Below are 22,262 nucleotides of genomic sequence, written 5' to 3' on the forward strand. Positions count from 1 at the left end.
GTATTGTATTGTCTTTTTTATTAAAGCTATGCGATACATCGGATCATTATGCAACACATCTACAAAAGTTGTGATCCTCTTAACAGCATTTATCTTTTTCACACATGTGTCCTCTGCTCAAAATGTTACCCTTAAACACAAGCAGATTACATTGTCCGAAGCATTTCAAGAGATCAGAAAACAGACAAACGTCGATTTTATCATTAAGACCAGCCAACTCGACAAAGTAAGGCCTATTCAAAATATAGATATCCAGAATAAGCCACTGAAACAGGCCCTTGAAAAGTTATTGGAACATCAGCCTTTGGTCTTTACAATTGACAATGGCATTATTGTGATTTCGGACCGAGAAAAAAAAACGCCCCTCGCCCCCGTCGTTCAAAAAAACGGTAAGGTTGAGATCGTGGGCACGGTGAAAAATGACGGAAACAATCTTTATGGTGTTAGTGTCAAAGTTAAAGATAGCCCGTCAATCGGGACAACAACAGATGGCAACGGAAGATACATTCTTGTGGTTCCCACAAATTCAACACTAATATTCTCCTATGTCGGTTATGCCAATCAGGAAATTGCCATTGCCGACAAACGTCGTATTGATGTGCAGCTAAGTCCCGATCAGAGCTTAAGTGAAGTTGTTGTTGTCGGTTACGGAACACAGAAAAAAACCAGTGTCGTGGGAGCATTGGAATCAGTAAAACCAGAAACCTTACGTATCCCAACGGCCAATCTGTCCAATGCATTGGGAGGAAGACTTTCGGGTGTAATCGCAGTACAACGTTCGGGCGAACCCGGTGCAGATGGGGCTAGCTTTTTCATTCGTGGTGTATCGACATTTAGCGGAGCCACCAATCCCCTGATCTTATTGGATGGTGTAGCAATCTCCAAAGGCGACCTGGACGCATTGGCACCAGAAGTTATCGAAAGCTTCTCAGTCCTTAAAGATGCTACTGCCACTGCCGTATTTGGTACTAGGGGAGCAAACGGCGTCCTAATTATCACCACAAAAACAGGTAAAGACCTCAATAAACCGCGTATTTCAGCACGTGCACAATCACAGATCTCAAGACCTACTTCCATACCAAAATTTGTTGATGGTGTAAGTTATATGGAGATGTTCAATGAAGCGGTTACAGGTCGCGGTACTGGTGAAATTTTATATTCCCAAGATAAAATAAACGGCACAAGATTAGGCTTGGATCCCTATGTATATCCTAATGTTGACTGGTATAATGAAATGTTTAAGTCCCGTACCATCAACAACGAGCTCAATCTAAATGTACAAGGTGGTGGCAGCAAAATAGGCTATTTCCTCAGTGCAACCGGCAACATTAGCAACGGTTTATTGCGTAAATTTGACCTCAACTCTTTTGACAACAATGTCTCTGTCAAACGGTATAGCTTTCAGAACAATATCAATGTTAACCTTACTTCAACCACCAAAATAGCTTTAAAGCTCAATGCACAACTTCGTGATTACTACGGTGCCGGTGTAGATGCTCCAAGCGTATTTGGCGACATCATGAATGCCAATCCAGTGGACTTCCCTATTATGTTTCCATTTACCGGTATTGACAGAAGAGACGTTCAATACGGAGGAAAAGCTGGTGGTACAGTCAACAATGGTTTTATCAATCCCTTTGCCCGCATGGTCAATGGCTATCAAAATGGTTTCCAAAGTACCTTATTGACTACAATTGATGGAGCTCAAAAACTTGATTTCATTACAAAAGGGCTAGAATTTAAAGCCTTGGTTTCCTTTAAAAACTGGAGCAACACAACAACAAAAAGAACCAGTGGCTACAATCAATACATGATTAACAGCTATGCACCCGATCCTGCAGGTGGATATACCTACGATCTAGTCATGGTGGGGCAGCCACAAAATCTTTCCCTGGGAACCGAAACGGGCACTAGCGGTGATCGCGAAATCTATTTCCAGCCCTCCATCGAATACAATAGAACATTTGGTAATCACACCGTATCAGGTTTATTTCTTTACAATACCACCGATTTCAATGTCAATAATCCGGCTGATCTAATCAGTTCGCTACCGCGTAGACGCCAGGGCATTACGGGACGTGCAACATATGGTTTCGCCAATAAATATCTTGCCGAAGTCAACTTTGGCTACAATGGTTCCGAAAACTTTGCCACTGGAAGTCGCTTTGGCTTCTTCCCTTCCGTTGGTTTGGGCTATGTACTCAGTAACGAAAAGTTCTTCACAGATTTATTTCCTGCTGTCAGTAATTTAAAAATTAGAGGGAGCTGGGGTAAGGTTGGTAATGATCAGATTGGCGGAGGACGTTTTCCTTATCTTTCGGACCTCAAATTGGATGGAGCATCGTTTACAACAGGTATCGATCAGAATACGACTTATACAGGACCTACTTACTTACAATTTGCAAACCCAATGATCTCTTGGGAAGTTGCAGAGAAGAAAAACATTGGTGTGGACCTCGGTATTCTTAACAATAAGTTCAATATTGTTTTCGACCTATACCAGGAAGATAGAACCAATATTTTCGTTGATCGTTCGGCAACAATCCCTAACGTATTTGGTACTGCAGGAACGAAAGTGTATGGCAACGTTGGTGAGGTAAGAAATAGGGGATTTGATTTCTCCCTAGAATGGAACAAAAGTGAAAAAGATTGGGGAATATCGATGCGTGGAACCTTTACATATGCACATAACACCGTACTGAAAAATAATGAGCCAGCCTTTACCAAATACCGCAACCTCTCGCAAATTGGGTATTCTATTGGCACAAACCTAGGCTATCTTGCTGAACGCTTATTTATTGATCAGGCCGAAATAGATAACAGTCCATTACAACAGCTAGGGGGTTTTGTCGCTCCGGGAGACATCAAATATAAAGATCTAACCAATGATATTGATGGTCTAAATCTCATCAATAGCGATGATAGAGTTCGAATGGGTTATCCAACAACACCTGAAATTGTCTATGGTTTGAGTACTTCCATCAATTACAAAAAATTTGATTTTTCTTTCCTCCTACAGGGAGTTGATAGAACTTCTTTTATGATCAGTGGTTTCCATCCATTTGGAAATCAAGGTGTACGCAATGTATTGCAGTTTATTGCCGAGGACCGCTGGAGTCCTGAAAATCCTAACATATTTGCTGCCTATCCACGACTGAGCAAATTGGACAATCTCAACAATACTGAAGCTTCTTCTTATTGGCTGAGAAATGGGGCATTCCTAAAACTCAGAAGTGCTGAGATTGGATATTCGCACAAATTTGCACGCATTTTTCTAAGTGGTTATAATCTATTGACCTTCTCTAAGTTCAAACTTTGGGATCCTGAACAAGGTGGAGGCAATGGTTTGGGATATCCGACACAGCAAGTATTCAATCTCGGAGTCCAACTTCGTTTCAATTAAAACAACTTCAAGATTAAAACTATCAATAGAATTTTAAAATGATTTATCAGATGAAAAGAAAATATATAGGCTACCTTGCATTATTCGCATGCGCGACTTTTTTGACTACCACTTCCTGCAGTAAATTTTTGGATATCGTCCCTGATGAACGTCCTTCGGAAGCAGACGCCTTTCGTGATCCAAATTCAGCCAAAGGTTATTTGTATTCCTGCTATGCGTGGATTCCAAATTCTCGGGTAGGCACCTCTTCCATTGATTTGATGACTTCCGACGAAGTAACAACTGCTTTTGAACATGAAACCTTTGCTCGATTTCCCCGTGGGCAATATACGGCCTCAAGTCCTGTCATTTCCTACTGGGATAACCTTTACAAAGGAATAAGACAATGCTATATCTTAATTCGCAATGTAGATAAAGTCCCTGGGATAGATCCACAGGAGGCGGCACAATATAAAGCTGAAGCCAATTTCCTGATCGGCTTTTATCATTTCTTACTGGTCCGGATGTACGGTCCAGTCGTTATTGCAGACCAAGAGTTTGACGTCAATGCCCCTTCTTCAGCGTATCCCAAACGTTCGACTTATGATGCCTGCGTTGATTTTATTATCAAAAAGCTGGATGAGACAGCTGGACAGTTACCTGCTCTTCGTGCTGCGGATGAGTGGGGTCGTGCTTCCTCGGTTATTGCCAAAGCGCTAAAGGCTAGGGTATTGCTTTATGCAGCATCACCGCTCTTTAATGGCGGTGGAGGTAATAAACAGAGCTTCTATGCCAATTTCAAAAATTTGGATGGCACAGCATTGATCAGTACTACCTTCGACAAAGAAAAATGGCGCCGTGCAGCCCTAGCGGCTAAAGAAGCCATTGATGCAGCTGAACAAAGTGGGGCTTCACTGTATAAAAACAGCACCTACAATACCGTACTACCAGCTAATCCTATTGAAAAGGACTTACGCCTTACTTTTATTGACAAAGCCAATACCAAAGAAGTGATTTGGGCGGAAACACGTCGGGAAGGTCTCTACGATTTTCAAAATAAATCTACTCCCTTTCTTAGCGGCGCACAAGGTGAGTCGTATAACGGTGTATCCCCGACCCTCACTCTGATCGAATCGTTTTATAGTAAAAATGGTTTACCGATTGACAAAGACCCCAATTATGACTATAATGGACGATACGCTGTAACAAGTACACCCAATGGCAATACATTATCGTTAAATCTAAACAGAGAACCGCGCTTCAATGCTTGGATTGCATATCACAACAGCTACTATGAAGTGGTTAGAGGGAGTGCCAATCAAATCCTAGTTCAGTTTCGGAAAAATGACAATTGCGGCATCCAAGGACGGTCTAATAACTACTCACCAACAGGATATCTCAACAAAAAAGGTATTGCGCCCGAATTGAACCAAAGTAGACTGCAGGTCTCCGTCAATTATCCATGGCCTGTGATACGTCTAGCAGAATTGTACCTGAACTACGCGGAGGCGCTGATCGAATACGGTCAGGATCTGAATACGGCCAAACAATATATTGACCGCGTTAGGGTCCGTGCGGGCATCCCAACAATTGATGTCGCATGGGCTCCAATTGGCGGCGCAACGAATCAGGCAACACTACGTTCCATCGTCAGACAAGAACGTACTATTGAACTTTACTTGGAAGGCCATCGCTTCTGGGATTTAAGACGTTGGATGATCGCCGATCAATACCTCAACCAACAGGCGAAAGGAATGAATATACAAGGAGCTACCGATACAGAATTTTTCAAAATAACAACGGTCGTTTTTCCACGTAGTTTTAGTCAGCGTAATTATTTAATGCCTATACCACAGGAAGAGATCAATAAAAACGAGGAATTGGTACAAAATCCCGGTTATTAATTAATTTAATGAATTGCACAAGATGAAATACAATATCGGAATATTCGCTCTACTCTTTTTAGCAATAGCGTGTAAAAAAGTCGAAATAAAAATGACCAAGCCACCACAACTGGTTTCGATTGAAGCTGAACCACGTATTGGCGGGACTCTCCTGAAATGGAAACTTCCTTCAGATAACAATTATCTTTATGGACAGATCACATATAAAAAAGTGGGATCAAAAGATCCCGATAAAATCTATAAAATCAATATAAGTTCTTTTGCCGACACCATGCGGATCGACGGATTGATCAACAAATATGAATATGTCTTCAACGTCCAATTGTTCAATCAAGACAAGAAAACAAGCATTGGGGGAGATATCATAAGCAGCAATAGTGTTCGGCCAATCGTTAGGCCTTCGGAAGTGACCTATTTCCCGAACGAGTTAACTAAAATACAGGTGACCGATAATATGGTAGAAACCTACACGCAGGAAAACAGCGAGGGACCCAAAAAGAATTTATTTGACGGCGATAAGAATACATATTGGCATACAGCATGGTCTGCAAATACAGCCCCTCTTCCGCACTGGATCCAACTAAATTTTCCCCAAGAAGAAGAGATTGGCGCCATAAAGTACTTCTTCAGACAAAACAATAGCGACGAAGCCGGACGTCCGAAACAATGGGGAATAGAAATAAGTTCAGACGGCCAGCAGTGGACAAGAGTGTTTACATCAAAGGATAATCTTTCCACATCAAATGTAGCTGAAGAGCAAAGTTTGGCTTTTGATAAAAACTATAAGGCCAAATTTTTCCGGCTAATGATCCTTAAAAACGGCGGGAAAAGTTATACCCATCTGGGTGAAATGAATGTCTACCGGATGCGCTCTTCTATCATCGACAAAGAAAAGGAAGCTGAAGATAATTATTGACCATCATCACAAAGATTTTTTTTCTAATCATCAATGGTGCTCAAAAGAGCACAACGACGGAGGTAGAAATACCTCCGTTTTACTTTTCGCTCTAGTATATCATCAACATTCAAACAAGCTCCAAAATGCTCTGAGGTCAAATTTCCGCTATAGCATCAGCCTATGTGAAGAAGCGATCCCCAGCAAAAAAATAAAAAACTTTTTTATTACCTTAGATAAATAAATCGAACAAGAAAACAACTTGTTTTTTCATTAACTATAGTTTACATATATGAAATTATATGCCTTTGTATTGGGAGTAGGTTTACTTCCAGCCGTAGGATTATGTCAAAAGACCGTCACCCCTGGGAGCAGCGATATCAATACCAACTATATAAAACCAGAAAAATCACTGTATACGGTCTATTATGTTAAAGACAACAATTGGGACAAACAAGGATCACTGACCTACGATATTGTAGCGGCCAACAATCAGCTGACGTTAACCAATACCTATGTTCCGAAAGACAATGCCTGGACTTCGATACGCACGACGACTGCCGACGCAAAAACACTTCGGTCTATCAGCTATTCTAGCGATGGCAAGGAAACAAAAGTAAACCTCAACTTTGGAGAAACAATTACAGGTAATTATTATTCGAAGAAAACGAAAAAGGAAAAAAAGATCAACTTACAGCCAACTAGACCTTTTGTGGATTTTAACTGGACAGATCACCTGATTTCAACTCTCCCTTTAGACCTAGGGTATAAAGCGCGCATCCCGCAATTTTATTATAATAGTGATTCGGACATTTTCGTCGAAGACTATGCCATCAAGGAAGTAAAAAGCTACAGTTATGGCTCCCCAAAAACAGGTAAACACGACAGTTGGCTGGTTACACTTTTAGAAGAAAGTACCGGAGCCATCTATAATTATGTCATCGATAAGAAAGATCGCCGATTATGGCAAAGGGAAATGTCCATGGGAAACGGCAAATGGGAAATTACCGTAAACGAAGAACTGGACTATCAACCTATTAAAAATAGATTTAACAAAGAACAGGCTGCCCAACAGATTTCCCAGGGTAACAGTGTTATTATCGGGACGGCTTACGCTCGATCTAGCTCCGGAAAAAAACTTGGCGGACTCGTGAATACCGCCAAAAAGCAATATGCCCCAAAAGGTACAGAAATTACGCTCTTCGCCAACTCCGCCTATTACGAAGAATGGCTGGAAGTCAATAAAAAGATCCGAAAACAGAAAAAGGTGCAGGAAGTTCCATTGGATCCCGATTTTGGCTATGCTATTAAAAAAGCAAAGGTGTATGATGATGAGGGGCATTTCGAATTTGCAGATCTCATGCCAGGTGCATACGTGATTATGGCGAGCTTCGATTTTACCAATTCTTACAACTATTCCTATGTATCAGGCTACACCAATTATTATAACTATTGGGGTTATACAGGTTCCACGACAAATTATGGTACGGCAAGATCATCCTATGTCGACAAAGCCAATGTTGAAAAGCACGTCACCATTGACAAAGACGGTGAAAAGAAAGAGGTAAATTTAAAGGAAATGTAATCAAAAAAATGCCGTTAAGCTCCTTTGTTTGACGGCATTTTTTATGCTTTTTAAAACGTATTTCTAAGACGATCAAATCTTCGACCCTTCAGTTACCCATCCATTTACTTTTTTCGAAGTTCAATATACCGATCTATGCTAATGGGAAAGTTATCGGCAGTCCGCAGTAGAAAACAGGCAGCCGCTCCTACCCAGACCGAATAATCGAACGTCGATTTAATTCCTAACGAGAGGGTCATCACCACCCCAAAGCAGATCAGTAGAATCCCGGCAACGAATGCAGTAAAACGCAGTTTATAGCCGATCAGCAATAGGATTGCTAAGACAACCTCTAATAATGTTGCGCCGATAGCAAGTATATTACCTAAAGTTTCAGGCACAAAAAAATTAAGGGTATTTGAATAGGCTACAAAATTGGCCCAATTTCCCCAGGAAACATGTGATGCCCCCGGTACCCCCCACAGCCCCAAACGATCTGCGACAGCAGACAGAAACGCTGTAGATACAGCTAAACGTACAAAAAGTTGACTATACATGGTATGAATTATATAAATAGGGTATAAACGATATAAACCAAATTTAAAAGAACAAAAACAGTCCAAACTTAAACCAGTTTAAGAAATTTGTTTCAACCATCCCATACTCACAAAGACTCCCCTCGCTGTAATACCCGTGTTGTACCTTCACTTCCTCGCTCATCGTTCGGCGATTACCTTTGGTCAAACCCATTGCACAGTTAAATCAATAAGGCTGCCAGCACTCATGTGCTGTACAGCCTTATACATCAATTAATACGAATAAGAATTTAATATCATGTGTCTACCCCAGTAAATGATAACACACTGTTATAATGACGACCAAGATGCTCAATAGTCCCAATGGAAATAAAAATTATAAACAAAAAAATAATATCGTCATAAGATGATCGATCTATCACAACTGCCATGTTTACTGCTAATTGCTCACAATAGCTATATCGCATGTCAACAAACCAAAGTACAATGCTATATTTCAATAAGTCCATAGAAAATTTACTACAGCTGCAGGGTTAATTCCTGCTGCTGTTGGTTTCTAAAAATGAACACCTTCGGCTGGTCAGCGTGTACATGCTTTTTTATCGCTTGTTGCAGGTCTATTAATTGATCTATTTTCTCGCCCTAATAATTCAATACAACATCGCCGACACGCAAACCGCTTTTGTAAAGATTGCCTTTTTCATCCAACTCGAGCAGCAGCACGCCGTTTATCGCGGGTAGGCCTGCGGCCGACTGCTCCCCCAAAGTCTCCACTGATTTAAATACCCCCGACTTCCAGGACCATCTGCTCCCCTGCTCCTTTGCTTCGGATTGGATCAACTGAGGTATTTCAGGACTAGCGGCAAGAGTTTTAAGTTTTTTACTGGTAACGCCAAAATGCAGCATGTCAAAATTTTTAAAATCCTGATCCTTCCAGTTTTTCAACCGGAAATCACCATGTGCGGGATTCGTAAAGTTCAATTGAATAACCCGACCATGTTTTTCTATGCCTTTTGCTCGATCTTTGTCGAGGTCATCCTGCCGTCCGTAAATATTATGGTCTACCTCTTCCCCCCAATACTTGACCTGTATATCCTGATGGGACTCCATCACGATATTATTACGGAATACATCGTGACTATGCTGAAACCATACATGAGGATGAAAACCATTGTTGATCATCACGTTGTTGTACACTTTGCGATAAAACCCTTCTCTTAGTTTTAGCCCTCCACTTAAACAAAGGTTATTGTAAATTTCATAATTGGAAGATCCGTCATCCAAATCAATATCCCAACCGTGATCACAGCGAAATCTATTATCATGAATTTTGGTTGTTTTGACTGCGTCCAGCAATATTAAATTGGGATGTTTCCCCGTCAGTTCATCCATCTCCTTTCGATTGGGATGCCAAAATCGGTCGCGCCCCCATGAGTTGAAGGCTCCATGATCGCTGGTTTCCAGGACTGTATTAAAAACATCGTTGTAAGCTATCTCATGACCGCCCCAGGTACCATCACCTACATTAATACCTGCTCGCGGCACATTGTAAATGGTATTATGCAAAATTCGTAAAGATTCAGCCATAGAGACCTGTACACCTGCTACTTGTTTTTCGATCAATCCAATGTTATGAATCAGATTGTCACTCGCCTCACAGTCCATAGGATAATTATCGGTTTTTGGCCCTTTGATGGTATCCATTTGGTCAAACGGAACAAATTTTTCATATCGAAATTCCGGTGAGCGTACTGCTGCTGGATCTCCTACAAAATTGATCGCTCCGGCACCGATCTGTTCAATCCGATTGCCTTCGATTTTGACCCCGCGATTGTAATTATTAACAAATATTGCATTGCCACCCAAAGCAATAAAATCATTCGCGCGGAAGATACAGTTTTCCGCACCTTCAATCTTTACGGCTCCCTGTCGATAGATCGTCCAATCGCTACGTAAGAGTGGTTCGCTTGTTTTCATAAAGGTAGGAGCAGTATACATGAAGCGAAGGCCACTAACCTCAATATCATGCACTGGTCTGGAAGATGAACCTGAAAGATAGATTAGATTTTCCAATTGTGGCGCTACAAACTTCAGCTGGTTGGGATCAACTCCTTTAGCAGGCATATAAAATAAGAGTGCCTCCTCCTCATCCAAATACCACTCCTGAAAGGTATCGAGTTCTTCAAAGATATTTTCGACAAAGCGATAGGTCTCGTGCATTTTGCTGGGACGATTATTTTGCTGTCCACCTTCAAGTGTAACTGTTGATAAGCCATCTTTTCCGGTAATCTTATAGTGGAATCCTCCCCAGCGACCAGCATGCAAAGCATGTACAATTCCCCCCTTAGGGTTTTTCCAGGTTGCAACACGTTCGGGACTTAATGCATCTGCAGCATAGCCTTGAAATGGCAAGACTGTGGGATCGTAGTTTGGATAACGTGCCCGGACAAGATGCTTATCATTAGCATATAGACTTTGGAAGTTTAATCCTCTTGGAACCTTAGCCTCCCAAATACCATGATCGCCCTGTTTCCATTTGAGGTTAAGCGATTTGCCACCACTCAGCGTAACTTGTGCTCCATCCTCAGCTTTAATCCGCAAGGGTTGCCTTCTTGTACCCGATATCCCAGCAGACAATTCAATCGGTTTATCCAGCTGATAGGTGCCTGCCATAAAGATGATTTCGATGCCTGGTGTATTTTTCCCTTGCTTCTGTTTTTCTACCGATCGCAATGCGGCTTCAGCTGTGGCATAGGGACTGGCCATAGTTCCTTGGTTTCTATCACTTCCTTTTGTACTGACATAAATACGTTTGACCGAGCCAGCCTGTTGCCCACGCACACTAAGCGAAGTGACACCGGTAAGGCCAATAAATAATAATTTAGGAAATAGCATACAAGATATCTTCATAATTTTAATCGTTCATATAGTTTTAGCTAGATTACATCGACTATAAACCCGCTATATAGTTAGGTCTATAAGTCCATAAAAATAAAGTCGTTTGCTATGCACAAACGACTTTTTCAGTTCGTGTTTCATTCGATCAGATTTATATTTCACAAAACAATAGTATTTCGCCTAATTAACGAACGGTCTATTGAATCACTTCACTAATCTGTACCTCTGGCGCAATATTCGTGTACTTTGGAAAATCTTCAGCAAACTTTTTCCCATTTTCTTTTAAAGGATCCTGATAGGCTGCAACAGCATCAAAATACAAATGGCAAATGGCCAAATAAATCGGACCTTCTGCTGAGCTACGTCCCGAAAGCCCTTTATCAATGGTTACGCCTTTCAGTGCTTTACCGTAAACTTTTTTGACAAGCGCAATATGTTTAGAGAGATAATAATCCCAATCAAATGTCTTTCCAGGTCCATTACGATAAAAAATCGATACCCTGATCATCCCTTTTTTATGAAAAGGTGGATCTGCCTTTACATTGCACTGAAAGCCCAACAGCATGGTTATCAAAACCATAACTAAAATGATCTTTGTTTTCATATTTGTTGATAAGTAAGATTAAATAACACTCTTTTTTCCAAAAACATTTGCCATGAGTCAACAAGCAGCGAATATTGCTTAGATTAGTTCTTTTTGCGCTCTGTGGCTGCTTTCAACAAAATTTCTTTACTAGCAACCGGCACGTTTCCGTTAGCATCAGGTCCAATATTGAGCAACAAATTTCCACCTTTTTCATTTATCTCTCGTAGCTTAGTATTTACTTCTGTGGGAGATTTCCAATTATTATCTGATTTTTTATATCCCCAAGAATTGTTCAGGGTATAGCAGGCTTCCCAATCGTAATCCAGTAACGCTCCAGGATGTTCTTGTTCAGGCGTTCCAAAATCTCGCTTAAATTGATCACGCTTTGCTACGCGGTTATTAATGATAAGAGAGGTTGCGTAGATATTGATAAAGATCTTCTCCTGCGGCCATATCCCACCAGTTCACCCAGTCCCCATCAAACCAAAGGATGTCGGTATCATACTTTACAACCAATTCTTTCAATTGATTTTTCATGTATTGAATATAAGCAGCTTTCTGTTCTGGCTTGATGAGGATCTGGCCCCAATCTCCTTTACCATTGGGATCGACATATTGCGAATCGTGATGCCAATCGATAATACTGTAGTAGGTACCAAATCTAATCCCAGCTTTCTTACAAGCTGTGGACAACTCCCGCACGAGATCTCTTCCTTTCATTGGGGTCGAAGCTATATCATAATCTGTGTAGGGGGAATCCCACAGACAAAAGCCCTCATGGTGTTTGGTCGTCAGGACAATATACTTCATTCCAGCATCCTTAGCCAATTGAACAATACGATCTGCATTGAAGTCCTTAGGGTTCCATGTGTTAATCAGCTCCGAATAGGCTGCCTTCGGAATATTCATTTCCGATTGTATCCACTCGGCATATCCTTTGGTTGAATTCCCTTTATATATCCCTCCAAGTTGACTATAAAGCCCAAAATGAATAAACATTCCATATTTTGCTTCCCTAAACCAATGCATCCGTTCATCAAAATCCTTTTTGGATTCCTTTAAATTATTAACTTGGGCGTTTCCCATGTTCATAAACAACATGGCTAGTAGAGAAAGAATACAATGCGTTGCTTTTATCATATTTATTATAATTGGTTAATCCAACAAGCTCAAGCGGCTGTCAAATCTTCTATCGGTATCTTGCGCATTCGACAAATGCTAAACCATTCTGCTATTGCAAAATAAATATAAAAAATATGAACAACACTTTTTATTTATTGCAAAGAAGTTACGCTTAGCGTACAGGGCTATACCTGCCTCAATTTTACAAAAATGAAAACTTCCAAAGCAGCTTATCAAACAGTCTATCTGCTATGAAATTTAATATAAATTCTTTCCAAAAAGGATTTATATTTAGTAAATATTTCATTAAAAACCATACTATAGATTGAAATTATGAGTTTAAAGACCTTAATTACAAAAAGTGCCGAGTATAACGACTGGGTTGTCAATAAATACATCAATTGGCTGGCTGATAAATCGGACGACCAACTTAACCAGGAGGTACCTTCAAGCTTCCCGACCATTTTGAAAACCTTAAACCACATCTTGCAGACACAGGAATATTGGTGGAGCCACATTTCAGAAAGCAATGATTTCGATTTTGAAAAAAAGCGAACCACAAAAGAAGAAATATTTGAAGCGCTAAGAAGAAGTTCAGTCCAACTTGTGGATTATATAAACAAGCTATCGGAGTTAGATCTTGAAAAAAATATCAAAGTGGAATCACCATGGTTTCAATGCGATTTCACAAAGTATGAATACATACAACAGCTGATCCTCCACGGAACATATCATAGGGGACAAATCGTTACAATGGGTCGAGCTATTGGAATTACGGATGCCCCAATGACAGACTTTAATTATTGGAATATTTATAAAGATCAACAATAGGGATTCGAGCAGCGCTATGGACCAAATTACCAGTAAAGTACAAATCCGAGAAATTGTCGCAGCGGCGAAACAGCAATGACAGCAATCCGGTATTGAATGCCTTATATTAAGCTTACAAGAGTGTTTACTGAAAAAGAAAGTTCGATTTCCACTTCTGGAGTTTGCGGCCAGGGAAATTATGCTATTCGTGCCTGAGGCCGAGCAGTTACACTTGACGGATCGTCTCATTGTCACAACAGAAATGGGAAGTTATGTTTTAACGGGAATAATTCTTCAGCAACGTCTCCCCGAACACTTTGAAGAATCCATCCATAAAGCCTGCACCTATATAACCATGGGCAATCAATGGTACGTCTGTGATATCATCGGCGAACGCGTACTTGGTCATGCGCTGTTGACTTCACCTAAAAAGACAATACCATTATTAGAAGAATTAGCTCATCATCCTGATAAATGGATTGTTCGTACCATTGGTGTAGCTACGCACTATGCTGTAAAAAAGGGACTACCAGCCACATTCGTAGACATTTTGTTGAAGCTGCTGATTTCATTGTCAAACACGACAGATTTCCACGTGAAGAAAGGAATCGGCTGGGGGGCCAAAACAATCGCAAAGTTTCACCCTAAGCTAGTTGCTTGCTACAGTAAAGTTATTGAATCGCCAGAAACCAAACAATGGTTTCGGACAAAAATTACGATTGGTCTCAATCGCCACAAATTGGGGGCTAAACAGATCCAATAGGAAGCCACAATGGCTCATTGTAACCAATAAAATGAATACGTGATTTTCTTTGTGATAGTTATACATCAAGAAAGGCGAAGTCTACCATTAAGCCTCGCCTTTCTTTATACATTTAATCTATATGTAACCGCGCGCCCTCGGTTAGTGATCTTTTTTCATTGTTCCTTTTTCACGAAGATTAATATGCCAGCTAAAAGCCTCTTCTAACAAATGTGGTGTATGCCCTCCCCTTTCACAAGCGCGGTTATAATAGTCTGATAGCTGCTCCCTATAATCGGGATGTACGCAGTTCTCAATAATTACTTTCGCTCGCTCACGAGGCGCTAAACCACGCAAATCTGCCAAACCATAATCTGTTACCAAAATATCGACATCATGTTCGGTATGATCTACGTGAGAAACCATAGGAACAATATGAGAAATTGCATCCCCTTTAGAGGCTGCCTGTGTAACAAAGATGCTCAAATAAGCATTACGTGCAAAGTCACCCGATCCACCGATACCATTCATGATATTTGTTCCCGAAGTATGGGTAGAATTTACGTTTCCATAAATATCAAACTCTATGGCTGTATTAATTGCTATAATTCCCAAACGTTTGATCAGTCCAGGTGTATTGGAAATGTTCTGTGGGCGCAATACAATTTTATCGCGGTATCGATCCAAATGATCGAACACTCTTGAATAACACTCTTCCGAAACAGTAATTGAAGAAGCAGAAGCAAAATCCAGTTTTCCAGCATCGATAAGATCAAAGGTACTATCTTGCAACACTTCAGAAAACATCGTTAGATTACGGAACTTACTATGTATAAATCCGGTCAGAACAGCGTTAGCTACTTTTCCAATACCCGCTTGGAGGGGCATCAAGCTTTCTGACAAATGGCCTAGCTCTACTTCATTTTCGAAAAACTGTAAAATATGCTTCGCTATCGCTGTAGTTTTGGTATCCGGTTCAGCAATATCGGCTGGGCTATCAAGCTCATTCGTAAACACAATTCCCACCACCTTGCTTGCGTCCAAAGGAATAGTTTTACGCCCAATTTTATTTTCAGGTGCTACAATCGGAATAACATTACGGCGAGGGTAATCTTCTGCTTGGTAAATATCATGTATCCCTTTAATCGTCATCGGTATCGCAGTATTGACCTCCAAAATAACCTGCTTAGCCAATGCAGCAAAAGTAGCCGAATTTCCCACAGAAGTCGTTGGAACAATACTTCCGTCTGATTCTATTGCTGCTACTTCCAAAACAGCAATATCCACCTGAGGCAAATTCTTATTGTGCAGCAATTCGGCTGTTTCGCTTAGATGCTGATCAATAAACAGCACATCCCCGGCATTAATTTTATTACGTAAAATACGATCTACCTGAAAAGGCATCCGCTTGGATAGTGCCCCCGCTTCCGCCAATTTACCGTCTGTTCCATGTCCCAACGAAGCCCCAGTAATCAAGGTTATTTTCAATGGATCCACTTTTGCACGTTCAGCCAAGGCTGGTAACACAACCTTACTGTCTCCAGCCTTAGTAAAACCACTCGATCCAACGACCATTCCATTTTGAAATAGCTTAGCAGCTTCTTCCGCTGTAATCACTTTATCATGTAAGCTTTGAACTTTTATTCTTTCGTAAGCCATATTGTTATAGTTTGATTTTATTCCATTATTGTAAACTTAAGAAATTGAAACCTATATATTTCCCTTATTTGTAAAGTTCTTTGTTATATTTTCCAACCGCTTAACCAAACAATTTTAGCATTTTTTTCAACTGCATATTTATTACCATTCGACACAAAATTATCCAAACGAGACTAAAAAGCCACAACTCGCTACAAATCAAAAATATACAACAAATCATAATAAAAAAATATTTTATATCACACTGATTGATAATATATATCACACTGATAACAAACAACTTACAACAACAAAGGTAAAACCAAAGTAAGTAAAGACTAACTCTCTTGTCGATTAATTGCCATTTTAACGTAAGCATACACTCACTTTCAAGAAGTAAAGGTGGGGTCTAGTAAAAAAGTCTTACCTTTGTGACATAGTATTATAGGTTAAAATGAATACACAAGATATAACGACAGATGCTAAATATGTCAACCGTTATTATATGACGGAAGTAGACTCATTTGAAGATAGCATTTACTGTCACCACGCTATTATTGCAGAGAATCATATTTCCGAACATTGCCACGATAAGGACCAATTTTTATATACAGAAGGCGGTGTCGTATTTGTTAAGACAGAGGAAAAATCATATTTTCTACCTGCCCGACATTATTTGTGGATTCCCGCTGGAATAAAACATAGTATTCATCCAAGTACACCGGAGGTCGTTATGCGTAATTTGTACTTTCCCAAAACCAATAATGACGCACCCTTCTATAGCAAAATGGGAATCTATCCAGTAAATGATCTTTTGATAGAGCTGATTATGTTTACCAACCGCTGGAATGGCAATATCTTTCCGATCGAAGAACCTAAATATAGTATCGCTACAGCATTTAAACTTATCTTGCCGGAATTATCGCTGCATGAGCTTCCATTGGCCTTGCCCTATCCTAATCATCAGAAATTAAAGGATATCGTCACTTACCTCGAAGAGAATATAGAGGAAAATGTCAGCTTTAAAAAACTTGCCGGATTATTTAACATTAGTGAACGTACATTAGCCAGACTATTTCAAAAAGAATTAAATATGTCTTTTATCCAGTACTACACTATTCTCAGAATGCTGACTGCTCTTAAGCTCCTTTTAGACGAAAAACTAAGTGTAAATGAAGTTGCACTCAAAGTTGGATACAATAGTCTCCCCACCTTTAGTAACACATTCAATAAGGTCGTCGGTATCCGTCCAAGCGAATATGTCAAACAAAAAGAATTGCTTATTTAAAAATGTTTACCTAATTTAGGTCAATAAACCTAATTCAGGATGAAATTCAAACATATCATTTATAGTGCTGGAATTTTATTGCTCAGCACTTCTTTATTTGCCAAATCTCAAGATAAGAAACCCAAACCCATTCAGTTATTTAATGGGAAAGATTTGAAGAACTGGACCCCAAAAATCAGAAACCACAAAGTTGGGGATAATTATAAAAATACATTTCGTGTAGAAGACGGTTTACTCAAAGTAAGATATGATGGTTATGATAATTTTAATTTTCAGTATGGTCATCTATTCTACAATAAAGAATTCTCAGCTTATTTATTGCGCGTCACTTACAGATTTGTTGGTGAACAGGTAAATGGTGGAGAAGGTTGGGCCTGGCGTAATAGCGGAGCCATGCTACATGGACAGGATCCTAATACCATGGGGGTGGATCAAGACTTTCCAATATCGATCGAGGGGCAACTGCTGGGTGGAAATGGCAAGGACGAACGGACCACAAGTAACCTTTGTACACCAGGCACAAACGTTGTGATCGACAATAAGCTATTTACACCACATTGCAGCAGCTCAACATCAAAAACCTATGCTGGAGATCAATGGGTAACTGCTGATTTCTTAGTATTGGGAGACTCACTTGTGCAGCATATCCTTGAAAACAAGGTCGTATTACAGTATAATAAACCCCAAATTGGTGGCGGCAATGTAAGTGGTTTCGATCCTAAAGTGAAAAAGGATGGTCAGCTTTTAAGTAAGGGGACTATTTCACTGCAGAGTGAGAGTCATCCCATTGACTTTAAAAAAGTGGAACTTTACGATTTGGAACCTTACATGAAAGATCCCAACAAATTGAAAAAGGTCATCGCGGAGCTACTTCCAAATTTGCAACAATAAAAAACACTCCAAGTCAGTTTTAAAATAAAAAAGCATCGAATATCGATGCTTTTTTATTTACCATTCGCTTGGAAAGAGAAATCCAAAGTATATAACATAAAGAAAAGGGATACAGCGAGCTGTACCCCTCTATATCTATACGAAAAGCTTACGCTAAACCGTTAACAAATTTTGTTAACTTAGATTTGTTGTTAGAAGCTTTTTTCTTGTGGATCACATTTTTCTTTGCCAAACGATCAAGCATAGAAATTACGCGTGGTAACAATGTTTTTGCTTCTTCTGCAGAAGTAGTGTGACGTAATTTTTTGATTGCGTTACGTGTAGTTTTTGCTTGGTAACGGTTTCTTAAACGTTTAGTAGCGTTTGCTCTAATTCTTTTGATCGCTGATTTATGATTTGCCATTTTTTTTAGCTAATTTTTATTCAATTTTTTCTTGTAATTCGGACTGCAAAAATAACACCTTATTTTCAATATTCAAAATCTATTTTATTTTTTAGGTTTAGTATATTTGCGACATGCAAAAATTATCGATGGATGAACTTCAACGTACAGATGTTGAATCGTTTAAAAAACAAGAAAAAACTCCTATCACAATCGTTATGGACAATGTACGGAGCATGCATAATGTGGGCTCGGCCTTCCGTACTGCAGACGGATTTGCTATTGAAAAAATATACTTGTGTGGCATTACGGGCACACCTCCCCATCGCGAAATCGAAAAGACCGCCCTCGGGGCTACTCAATCAGTTGCTTGGGAATACCACAAAGATACCACAGCTGTTGTTGATCAGCTTCGGTCAGAAGGGTATGTCATTATTGCCATCGAGCAAGCAGATGATAGTGTTATGTTACATCAGTTTGAACCAGAAAATGATAAAAAGTATGCATTGATTTTTGGAAATGAGGTCAATGGAGTAGATGAAGATGTCATGGAAAAAATTGATACCTGCATCGAAATCCCCCAATACGGAACCAAACATTCCTTAAATGTATCTGTCGCAATTGGCATTATTCTTTGGGATTTTATCCAAAAACGCAATTTCAATTAAAAATTTATCAATAAAGGTCACATTCCTATTCACATTGCTTCCATTTTAGAAAGCAAAATAGTAGATTTGTGTGCAAAATTTAAAGAAGAAATGAGTGTATTAGTTAATAAAGATTCAAAAGTAATCGTTCAAGGTTTCACTGGAAACGAAGGTACTTACCATGCTACTCAAATGATTGAGTACGGAACAAATGTAGTTGGTGGTGTTACTCCTGGTAAAGGTGGTCAACAACACTTAGACCGTCCTGTATTCAATACTGTGCAAGATGCAGTTGACACTACAGGAGCTAATGTTTCTATTATTTTTGTACCTCCAGCATTTGCTGCAGATGCGATCATGGAAGCTGCCGCTGCTGGTATCGAAGTGATTGTTTGTATTACAGAAGGTATCCCAACAAAAGATATGATCCAAGTAAAATCTTACTTGAGCGACAAAAACTCTCGTTTGATCGGTCCTAACTGCCCAGGTATCATCACTGCAGGCGAAGCTAAAATCGGTATCATGCCAGGATTTATCTTCAAAAAAGGTAATGTAGGTGTTGTTTCTAAATCAGGAACTTTAACTTACGAAGCCGTAGATCAAACTGTAAAAGCAGGATTAGGTATCACAACAGCAATCGGAATTGGTGGTGACCCTATCATTGGTACAACAACGAAAGAAGCTGTTGAATTATTAATGAATGACCCTGAAACTGAAGCGATCATCATGATCGGTGAAATTGGTGGTGGAATGGAAGCTGAAGCTGCTCGTTGGATCAAAGAACACGGTACTAAACCTGTTGTTGGATTTATCGCAGGTCAAACAGCGCCTCCAGGACGTCGTATGGGACACGCTGGTGCAATTGTAGGTGGTGCAGATGACACTGCTGCTGCAAAAATGAAAATCATGCGTGAGTGTGGTATTCGTGTTGTTGAATCTCCAGCTGAAATTGGAAAAGCAATCGCAGAAGAATTGGCTAAATAATTAGACCATCGAGCATATAAAAAAAAGGGAATCAAATTTGATTCCCTTTTTTTTATACCTAATAATTAGATGACAACATTAACTAGACATTGCTTCGTCTGCCGATGGTCCATATAAGCCCGGTACGGCAATATCCAATAATCGCAAATAAACAGTCAACTGACCACGATGATGAACGATATGATTATTGACAATAAAACGTATCGCTCCAGCTCGTGGCAAACGGGCAATCTCATGGTCCCCAGCTTTAAGCACCCATTCATTAAACCAATCCGATTCGGCGATATCCGCTAGTGTTGCCTTGTTCTCTTCCAGTCCAAGAGTGAGGATTGTTTTCAACTCTTCGACAGAGGATACTTTGAGAGGCTTATAATCTACTTTAAAATCAAATACGTCCTTTGGTATTGCCTTGTGTACCCAGTTATGTAACTCGACAACATGAGCAGCCAATTCGCCCAAACTCATCGATTTTTCGTGCGGGCGCCAATCCAATTTATCGTCCGGTATCCGATCTAGAATACGTTTGGTATTTTTTGTTTCGTGATCCAATTCGATCAAATAGCTCTTTTTGATACTCATATAAATACTAGTTCATTAATTGAAAATCTTTTAATACGGTAACAGCATAGGGGAATTCCACTGCCTTATGTGCTGCTGCTCGCGCAATTTCTCCCTCTACATAGGTTACTTTAAGCGGTAAAAATGTATTGTTCAGTATATTTTCATGGAATAACGCCTCATACCAGGTACAGGCAGCAACGAAACGTCCATAGTTCAGATTTAGGTGATAACCATCACGCGTAAAATTATCCCCCACAAAACTCGAACGTGCATTTTGAACAGCTGTACCCGAAGGAATCAACAGATCGAAATTACCCCAGTTAAACACCTCTTGCGAAGTATTGGCAATAGCCCTATACATACTATCTTGGCTACGGTTATAACGAACAAAACCTTCATGCGATGAACCGTTCTGATATGCCCAAGTTTGATGCAATATATACTTAGTTTCAGGAAATAGAATATGTTTTGTTACATAATCATATAAAGGTGGCAGATCCTTCGCATACGAATCATAATCTCCTGATAGCGGACTTGCTTGCTGAAAGCTAATATAATCCCAAGCCTCATCGATAAGCGCTTCAGATAAGCGCTCATTTGCTTTCTCGGACATTTGCCCGTCAAGATTTATTTTCCGGTAGCGATAAGCTGGCTTATCATCTTTTGCGTTACTTACATGTAAATTTAGAGGAGCTCCCCCAATATAGAGATTGCCGATCACTATCTTTTTCTTGCCGGCTTTCGCCAATTCATATAAATTCTGTTCAATAGCATCTTCCGAGAAACTATTACCGATGGCCAATATTCGTAGCACACCATCATCCAAAGATTTATTTTGCGCATTTAATCGATTATTCCTCAAAAAGAATACGATTAAAAAACCAAAAACCAATACCTGTTTTACTTTTATCATCATATAATGCAATAACAACTAAATTAGATAATATCTCGTAGAAATACGAATGATATACCTAGAAAGGGAGATTTTCTCCCATCTGTAAGTTATCGAGACAGCAGCTGGGACAGGGATATCTGCTCATAAAACTTAATAATAGTGGAAAATAGCTGTATAGCATGTAATTCTGATAGCTATATCTGCGACCACTACCAATATACTTCCTAACAGTCAGATAACATATAAAACTAGTTATAACAAGTAACTACTGCAAGGCCAATTGATATGCAGCTATAGTATACAGGTAAAAGTAATAGGATTTGACACGGTCAGTGCAGGCTGCAGGACTGCTACCGTTTGCGGAACAGCTTCCGATGGAGCAGGCTCACCGACGGTCCTGTGCTGCGATAACCACTAGGCGGAGGATATGCAATAGCCTGTACATGTAAATACGCAAGGACTTAAACGGAAGAAGCACTTGACTGATTCCAGCAAGGGCTTCCGTGTAAAAAAAGGCACCGACCTACTCTCCCACCT

At 39.9% G+C, this 22,262-nt stretch carries 19 protein-coding genes; 10 read left to right on the forward strand and 9 right to left on the reverse strand.

The features are described 5' to 3' along the window. Positions 1 to 28: 28 nt before the first annotated feature. The 4 genes from B4Z47_RS10140 (at position 29) to B4Z47_RS10155 (ending at position 7,766) form a co-directional block, all read left to right on the forward strand. Positions 29 to 3,403, forward strand: coding sequence for a TonB-dependent receptor (locus B4Z47_RS10140; protein WP_159332749.1), 3,375 nt, complete (start codon positions 29 to 31; stop codon positions 3,401 to 3,403). 50 nt (positions 3,404 to 3,453) lie between these two features. After that, on the forward strand, positions 3,454 to 5,286 hold the full coding sequence (locus tag B4Z47_RS10145) for a RagB/SusD family nutrient uptake outer membrane protein (protein WP_070565294.1): 1,833 nt from the start codon (positions 3,454 to 3,456) through the stop codon (positions 5,284 to 5,286). A 22-nt stretch (positions 5,287 to 5,308) separates the two neighbouring features. Beyond that, the gene (locus B4Z47_RS10150) at positions 5,309 to 6,202 is read left to right on the forward strand and encodes a discoidin domain-containing protein (protein WP_083295886.1); all 894 of its coding nucleotides are present in this window, start codon (positions 5,309 to 5,311) and stop codon (positions 6,200 to 6,202) included. A 271-nt stretch (positions 6,203 to 6,473) separates the two neighbouring features. Then, the gene (locus B4Z47_RS10155; protein ID WP_070564682.1) at positions 6,474 to 7,766 is read left to right on the forward strand and encodes a hypothetical protein; all 1,293 of its coding nucleotides are present in this window, start codon (positions 6,474 to 6,476) and stop codon (positions 7,764 to 7,766) included. Between the two features lie 104 nt (positions 7,767 to 7,870). On the opposite strand, the gene B4Z47_RS10160 is transcribed toward B4Z47_RS10155, so the two are convergent. From B4Z47_RS10160 to B4Z47_RS10175, 5 genes are all read right to left on the reverse strand, one after another. Continuing rightward, positions 7,871 to 8,302 carry a DoxX family protein gene (locus B4Z47_RS10160; protein ID WP_115049632.1) on the reverse strand — a complete coding sequence of 144 codons (432 nt, stop codon included), beginning with the start codon at positions 8,300 to 8,302 and terminating at the stop codon, positions 7,871 to 7,873. Positions 8,303 to 8,923: 621 nt separating this feature from the next. Next, positions 8,924 to 11,191, reverse strand: coding sequence for a right-handed parallel beta-helix repeat-containing protein (locus tag B4Z47_RS10165; RefSeq protein ID WP_139144951.1), 2,268 nt, complete (start codon positions 11,189 to 11,191; stop codon positions 8,924 to 8,926). 184 nt (positions 11,192 to 11,375) lie between these two features. Beyond that, positions 11,376 to 11,783 (reverse strand): EthD family reductase, encoded by a 408-nt coding sequence (locus B4Z47_RS10170; protein ID WP_083295884.1) that lies wholly within the window; start codon positions 11,781 to 11,783, stop codon positions 11,376 to 11,378. Between the two features lie 83 nt (positions 11,784 to 11,866). Continuing rightward, positions 11,867 to 12,220, reverse strand: a complete 354-nt coding sequence (locus tag B4Z47_RS24720; RefSeq protein WP_376782380.1) for an alpha-L-fucosidase — start codon at positions 12,218 to 12,220, stop codon at positions 11,867 to 11,869. Then, the gene (locus tag B4Z47_RS10175; RefSeq protein WP_286727302.1) at positions 12,165 to 12,905 is read right to left on the reverse strand and encodes an alpha-L-fucosidase; all 741 of its coding nucleotides are present in this window, start codon (positions 12,903 to 12,905) and stop codon (positions 12,165 to 12,167) included. Before B4Z47_RS10175 ends, B4Z47_RS24720 begins: the two co-directional genes overlap by 56 nt. Before the next feature lie 315 nt (positions 12,906 to 13,220). On the opposite strand from B4Z47_RS10175, the gene B4Z47_RS10180 reads away from it, so the two are divergent. Together B4Z47_RS10180 and B4Z47_RS10185 are read left to right on the forward strand one after the other, a co-directional pair. Beyond that, positions 13,221 to 13,718, forward strand: coding sequence for a DinB family protein (locus B4Z47_RS10180; RefSeq protein WP_070564673.1), 498 nt, complete (start codon positions 13,221 to 13,223; stop codon positions 13,716 to 13,718). 154 nt (positions 13,719 to 13,872) lie between these two features. Further along, positions 13,873 to 14,460 (forward strand): DNA alkylation repair protein, encoded by a 588-nt coding sequence (locus B4Z47_RS10185; RefSeq protein ID WP_262511819.1) that lies wholly within the window; start codon positions 13,873 to 13,875, stop codon positions 14,458 to 14,460. Between the two features lie 141 nt (positions 14,461 to 14,601). Here B4Z47_RS10185 and B4Z47_RS10190 read toward each other — a convergent pair whose 3' ends face one another. Next, positions 14,602 to 16,098 carry a succinate CoA transferase gene (locus B4Z47_RS10190; RefSeq protein ID WP_070564668.1) on the reverse strand — a complete coding sequence of 499 codons (1,497 nt, stop codon included), beginning with the start codon at positions 16,096 to 16,098 and terminating at the stop codon, positions 14,602 to 14,604. Between the two features lie 433 nt (positions 16,099 to 16,531). Here B4Z47_RS10190 and B4Z47_RS10195 point away from each other — a divergent pair, with 433 nt between their 5' ends. Both B4Z47_RS10195 and B4Z47_RS10200 read left to right on the forward strand, forming a co-directional pair. Further along, on the forward strand, positions 16,532 to 17,365 hold the full coding sequence (locus B4Z47_RS10195; protein ID WP_070564665.1) for an AraC family transcriptional regulator: 834 nt from the start codon (positions 16,532 to 16,534) through the stop codon (positions 17,363 to 17,365). A 39-nt stretch (positions 17,366 to 17,404) separates the two neighbouring features. Further along, positions 17,405 to 18,256, forward strand: a complete 852-nt coding sequence (locus B4Z47_RS10200; protein WP_070564662.1) for a 3-keto-disaccharide hydrolase — start codon at positions 17,405 to 17,407, stop codon at positions 18,254 to 18,256. A 148-nt stretch (positions 18,257 to 18,404) separates the two neighbouring features. On the opposite strand, the gene rpsT is transcribed toward B4Z47_RS10200, so the two are convergent. Continuing rightward, positions 18,405 to 18,659 carry a 30S ribosomal protein S20 gene (gene rpsT, locus B4Z47_RS10205; protein ID WP_046671646.1) on the reverse strand — a complete coding sequence of 85 codons (255 nt, stop codon included), beginning with the start codon at positions 18,657 to 18,659 and terminating at the stop codon, positions 18,405 to 18,407. 113 nt (positions 18,660 to 18,772) lie between these two features. Here rpsT and B4Z47_RS10210 point away from each other — a divergent pair, with 113 nt between their 5' ends. Further along, positions 18,773 to 19,306 carry an RNA methyltransferase gene (locus B4Z47_RS10210; RefSeq protein ID WP_070564659.1) on the forward strand — a complete coding sequence of 178 codons (534 nt, stop codon included), beginning with the start codon at positions 18,773 to 18,775 and terminating at the stop codon, positions 19,304 to 19,306. Positions 19,307 to 19,396: 90 nt separating this feature from the next. Continuing rightward, positions 19,397 to 20,269, forward strand: coding sequence for a succinate--CoA ligase subunit alpha (gene sucD, locus B4Z47_RS10215; RefSeq protein WP_070564656.1), 873 nt, complete (start codon positions 19,397 to 19,399; stop codon positions 20,267 to 20,269). 78 nt (positions 20,270 to 20,347) lie between these two features. Here sucD and B4Z47_RS10220 read toward each other — a convergent pair whose 3' ends face one another. Together B4Z47_RS10220 and B4Z47_RS10225 are read right to left on the reverse strand one after the other, a co-directional pair. Then, on the reverse strand, positions 20,348 to 20,848 hold the full coding sequence (locus B4Z47_RS10220; protein ID WP_070564653.1) for a DinB family protein: 501 nt from the start codon (positions 20,846 to 20,848) through the stop codon (positions 20,348 to 20,350). A 7-nt stretch (positions 20,849 to 20,855) separates the two neighbouring features. Continuing rightward, the gene (locus B4Z47_RS10225; protein ID WP_236560117.1) at positions 20,856 to 21,746 is read right to left on the reverse strand and encodes a DUF4886 domain-containing protein; all 891 of its coding nucleotides are present in this window, start codon (positions 21,744 to 21,746) and stop codon (positions 20,856 to 20,858) included. Positions 21,747 to 22,262: the final 516 nt, after the last annotated feature.

Origin of the sequence: Sphingobacterium sp. UBA2610 (assembly GCF_002339225.1) — a bacterium.
GTDB classification, from domain to species: Bacteria; Bacteroidota; Bacteroidia; order Sphingobacteriales; family Sphingobacteriaceae; genus Sphingobacterium; species Sphingobacterium multivorum.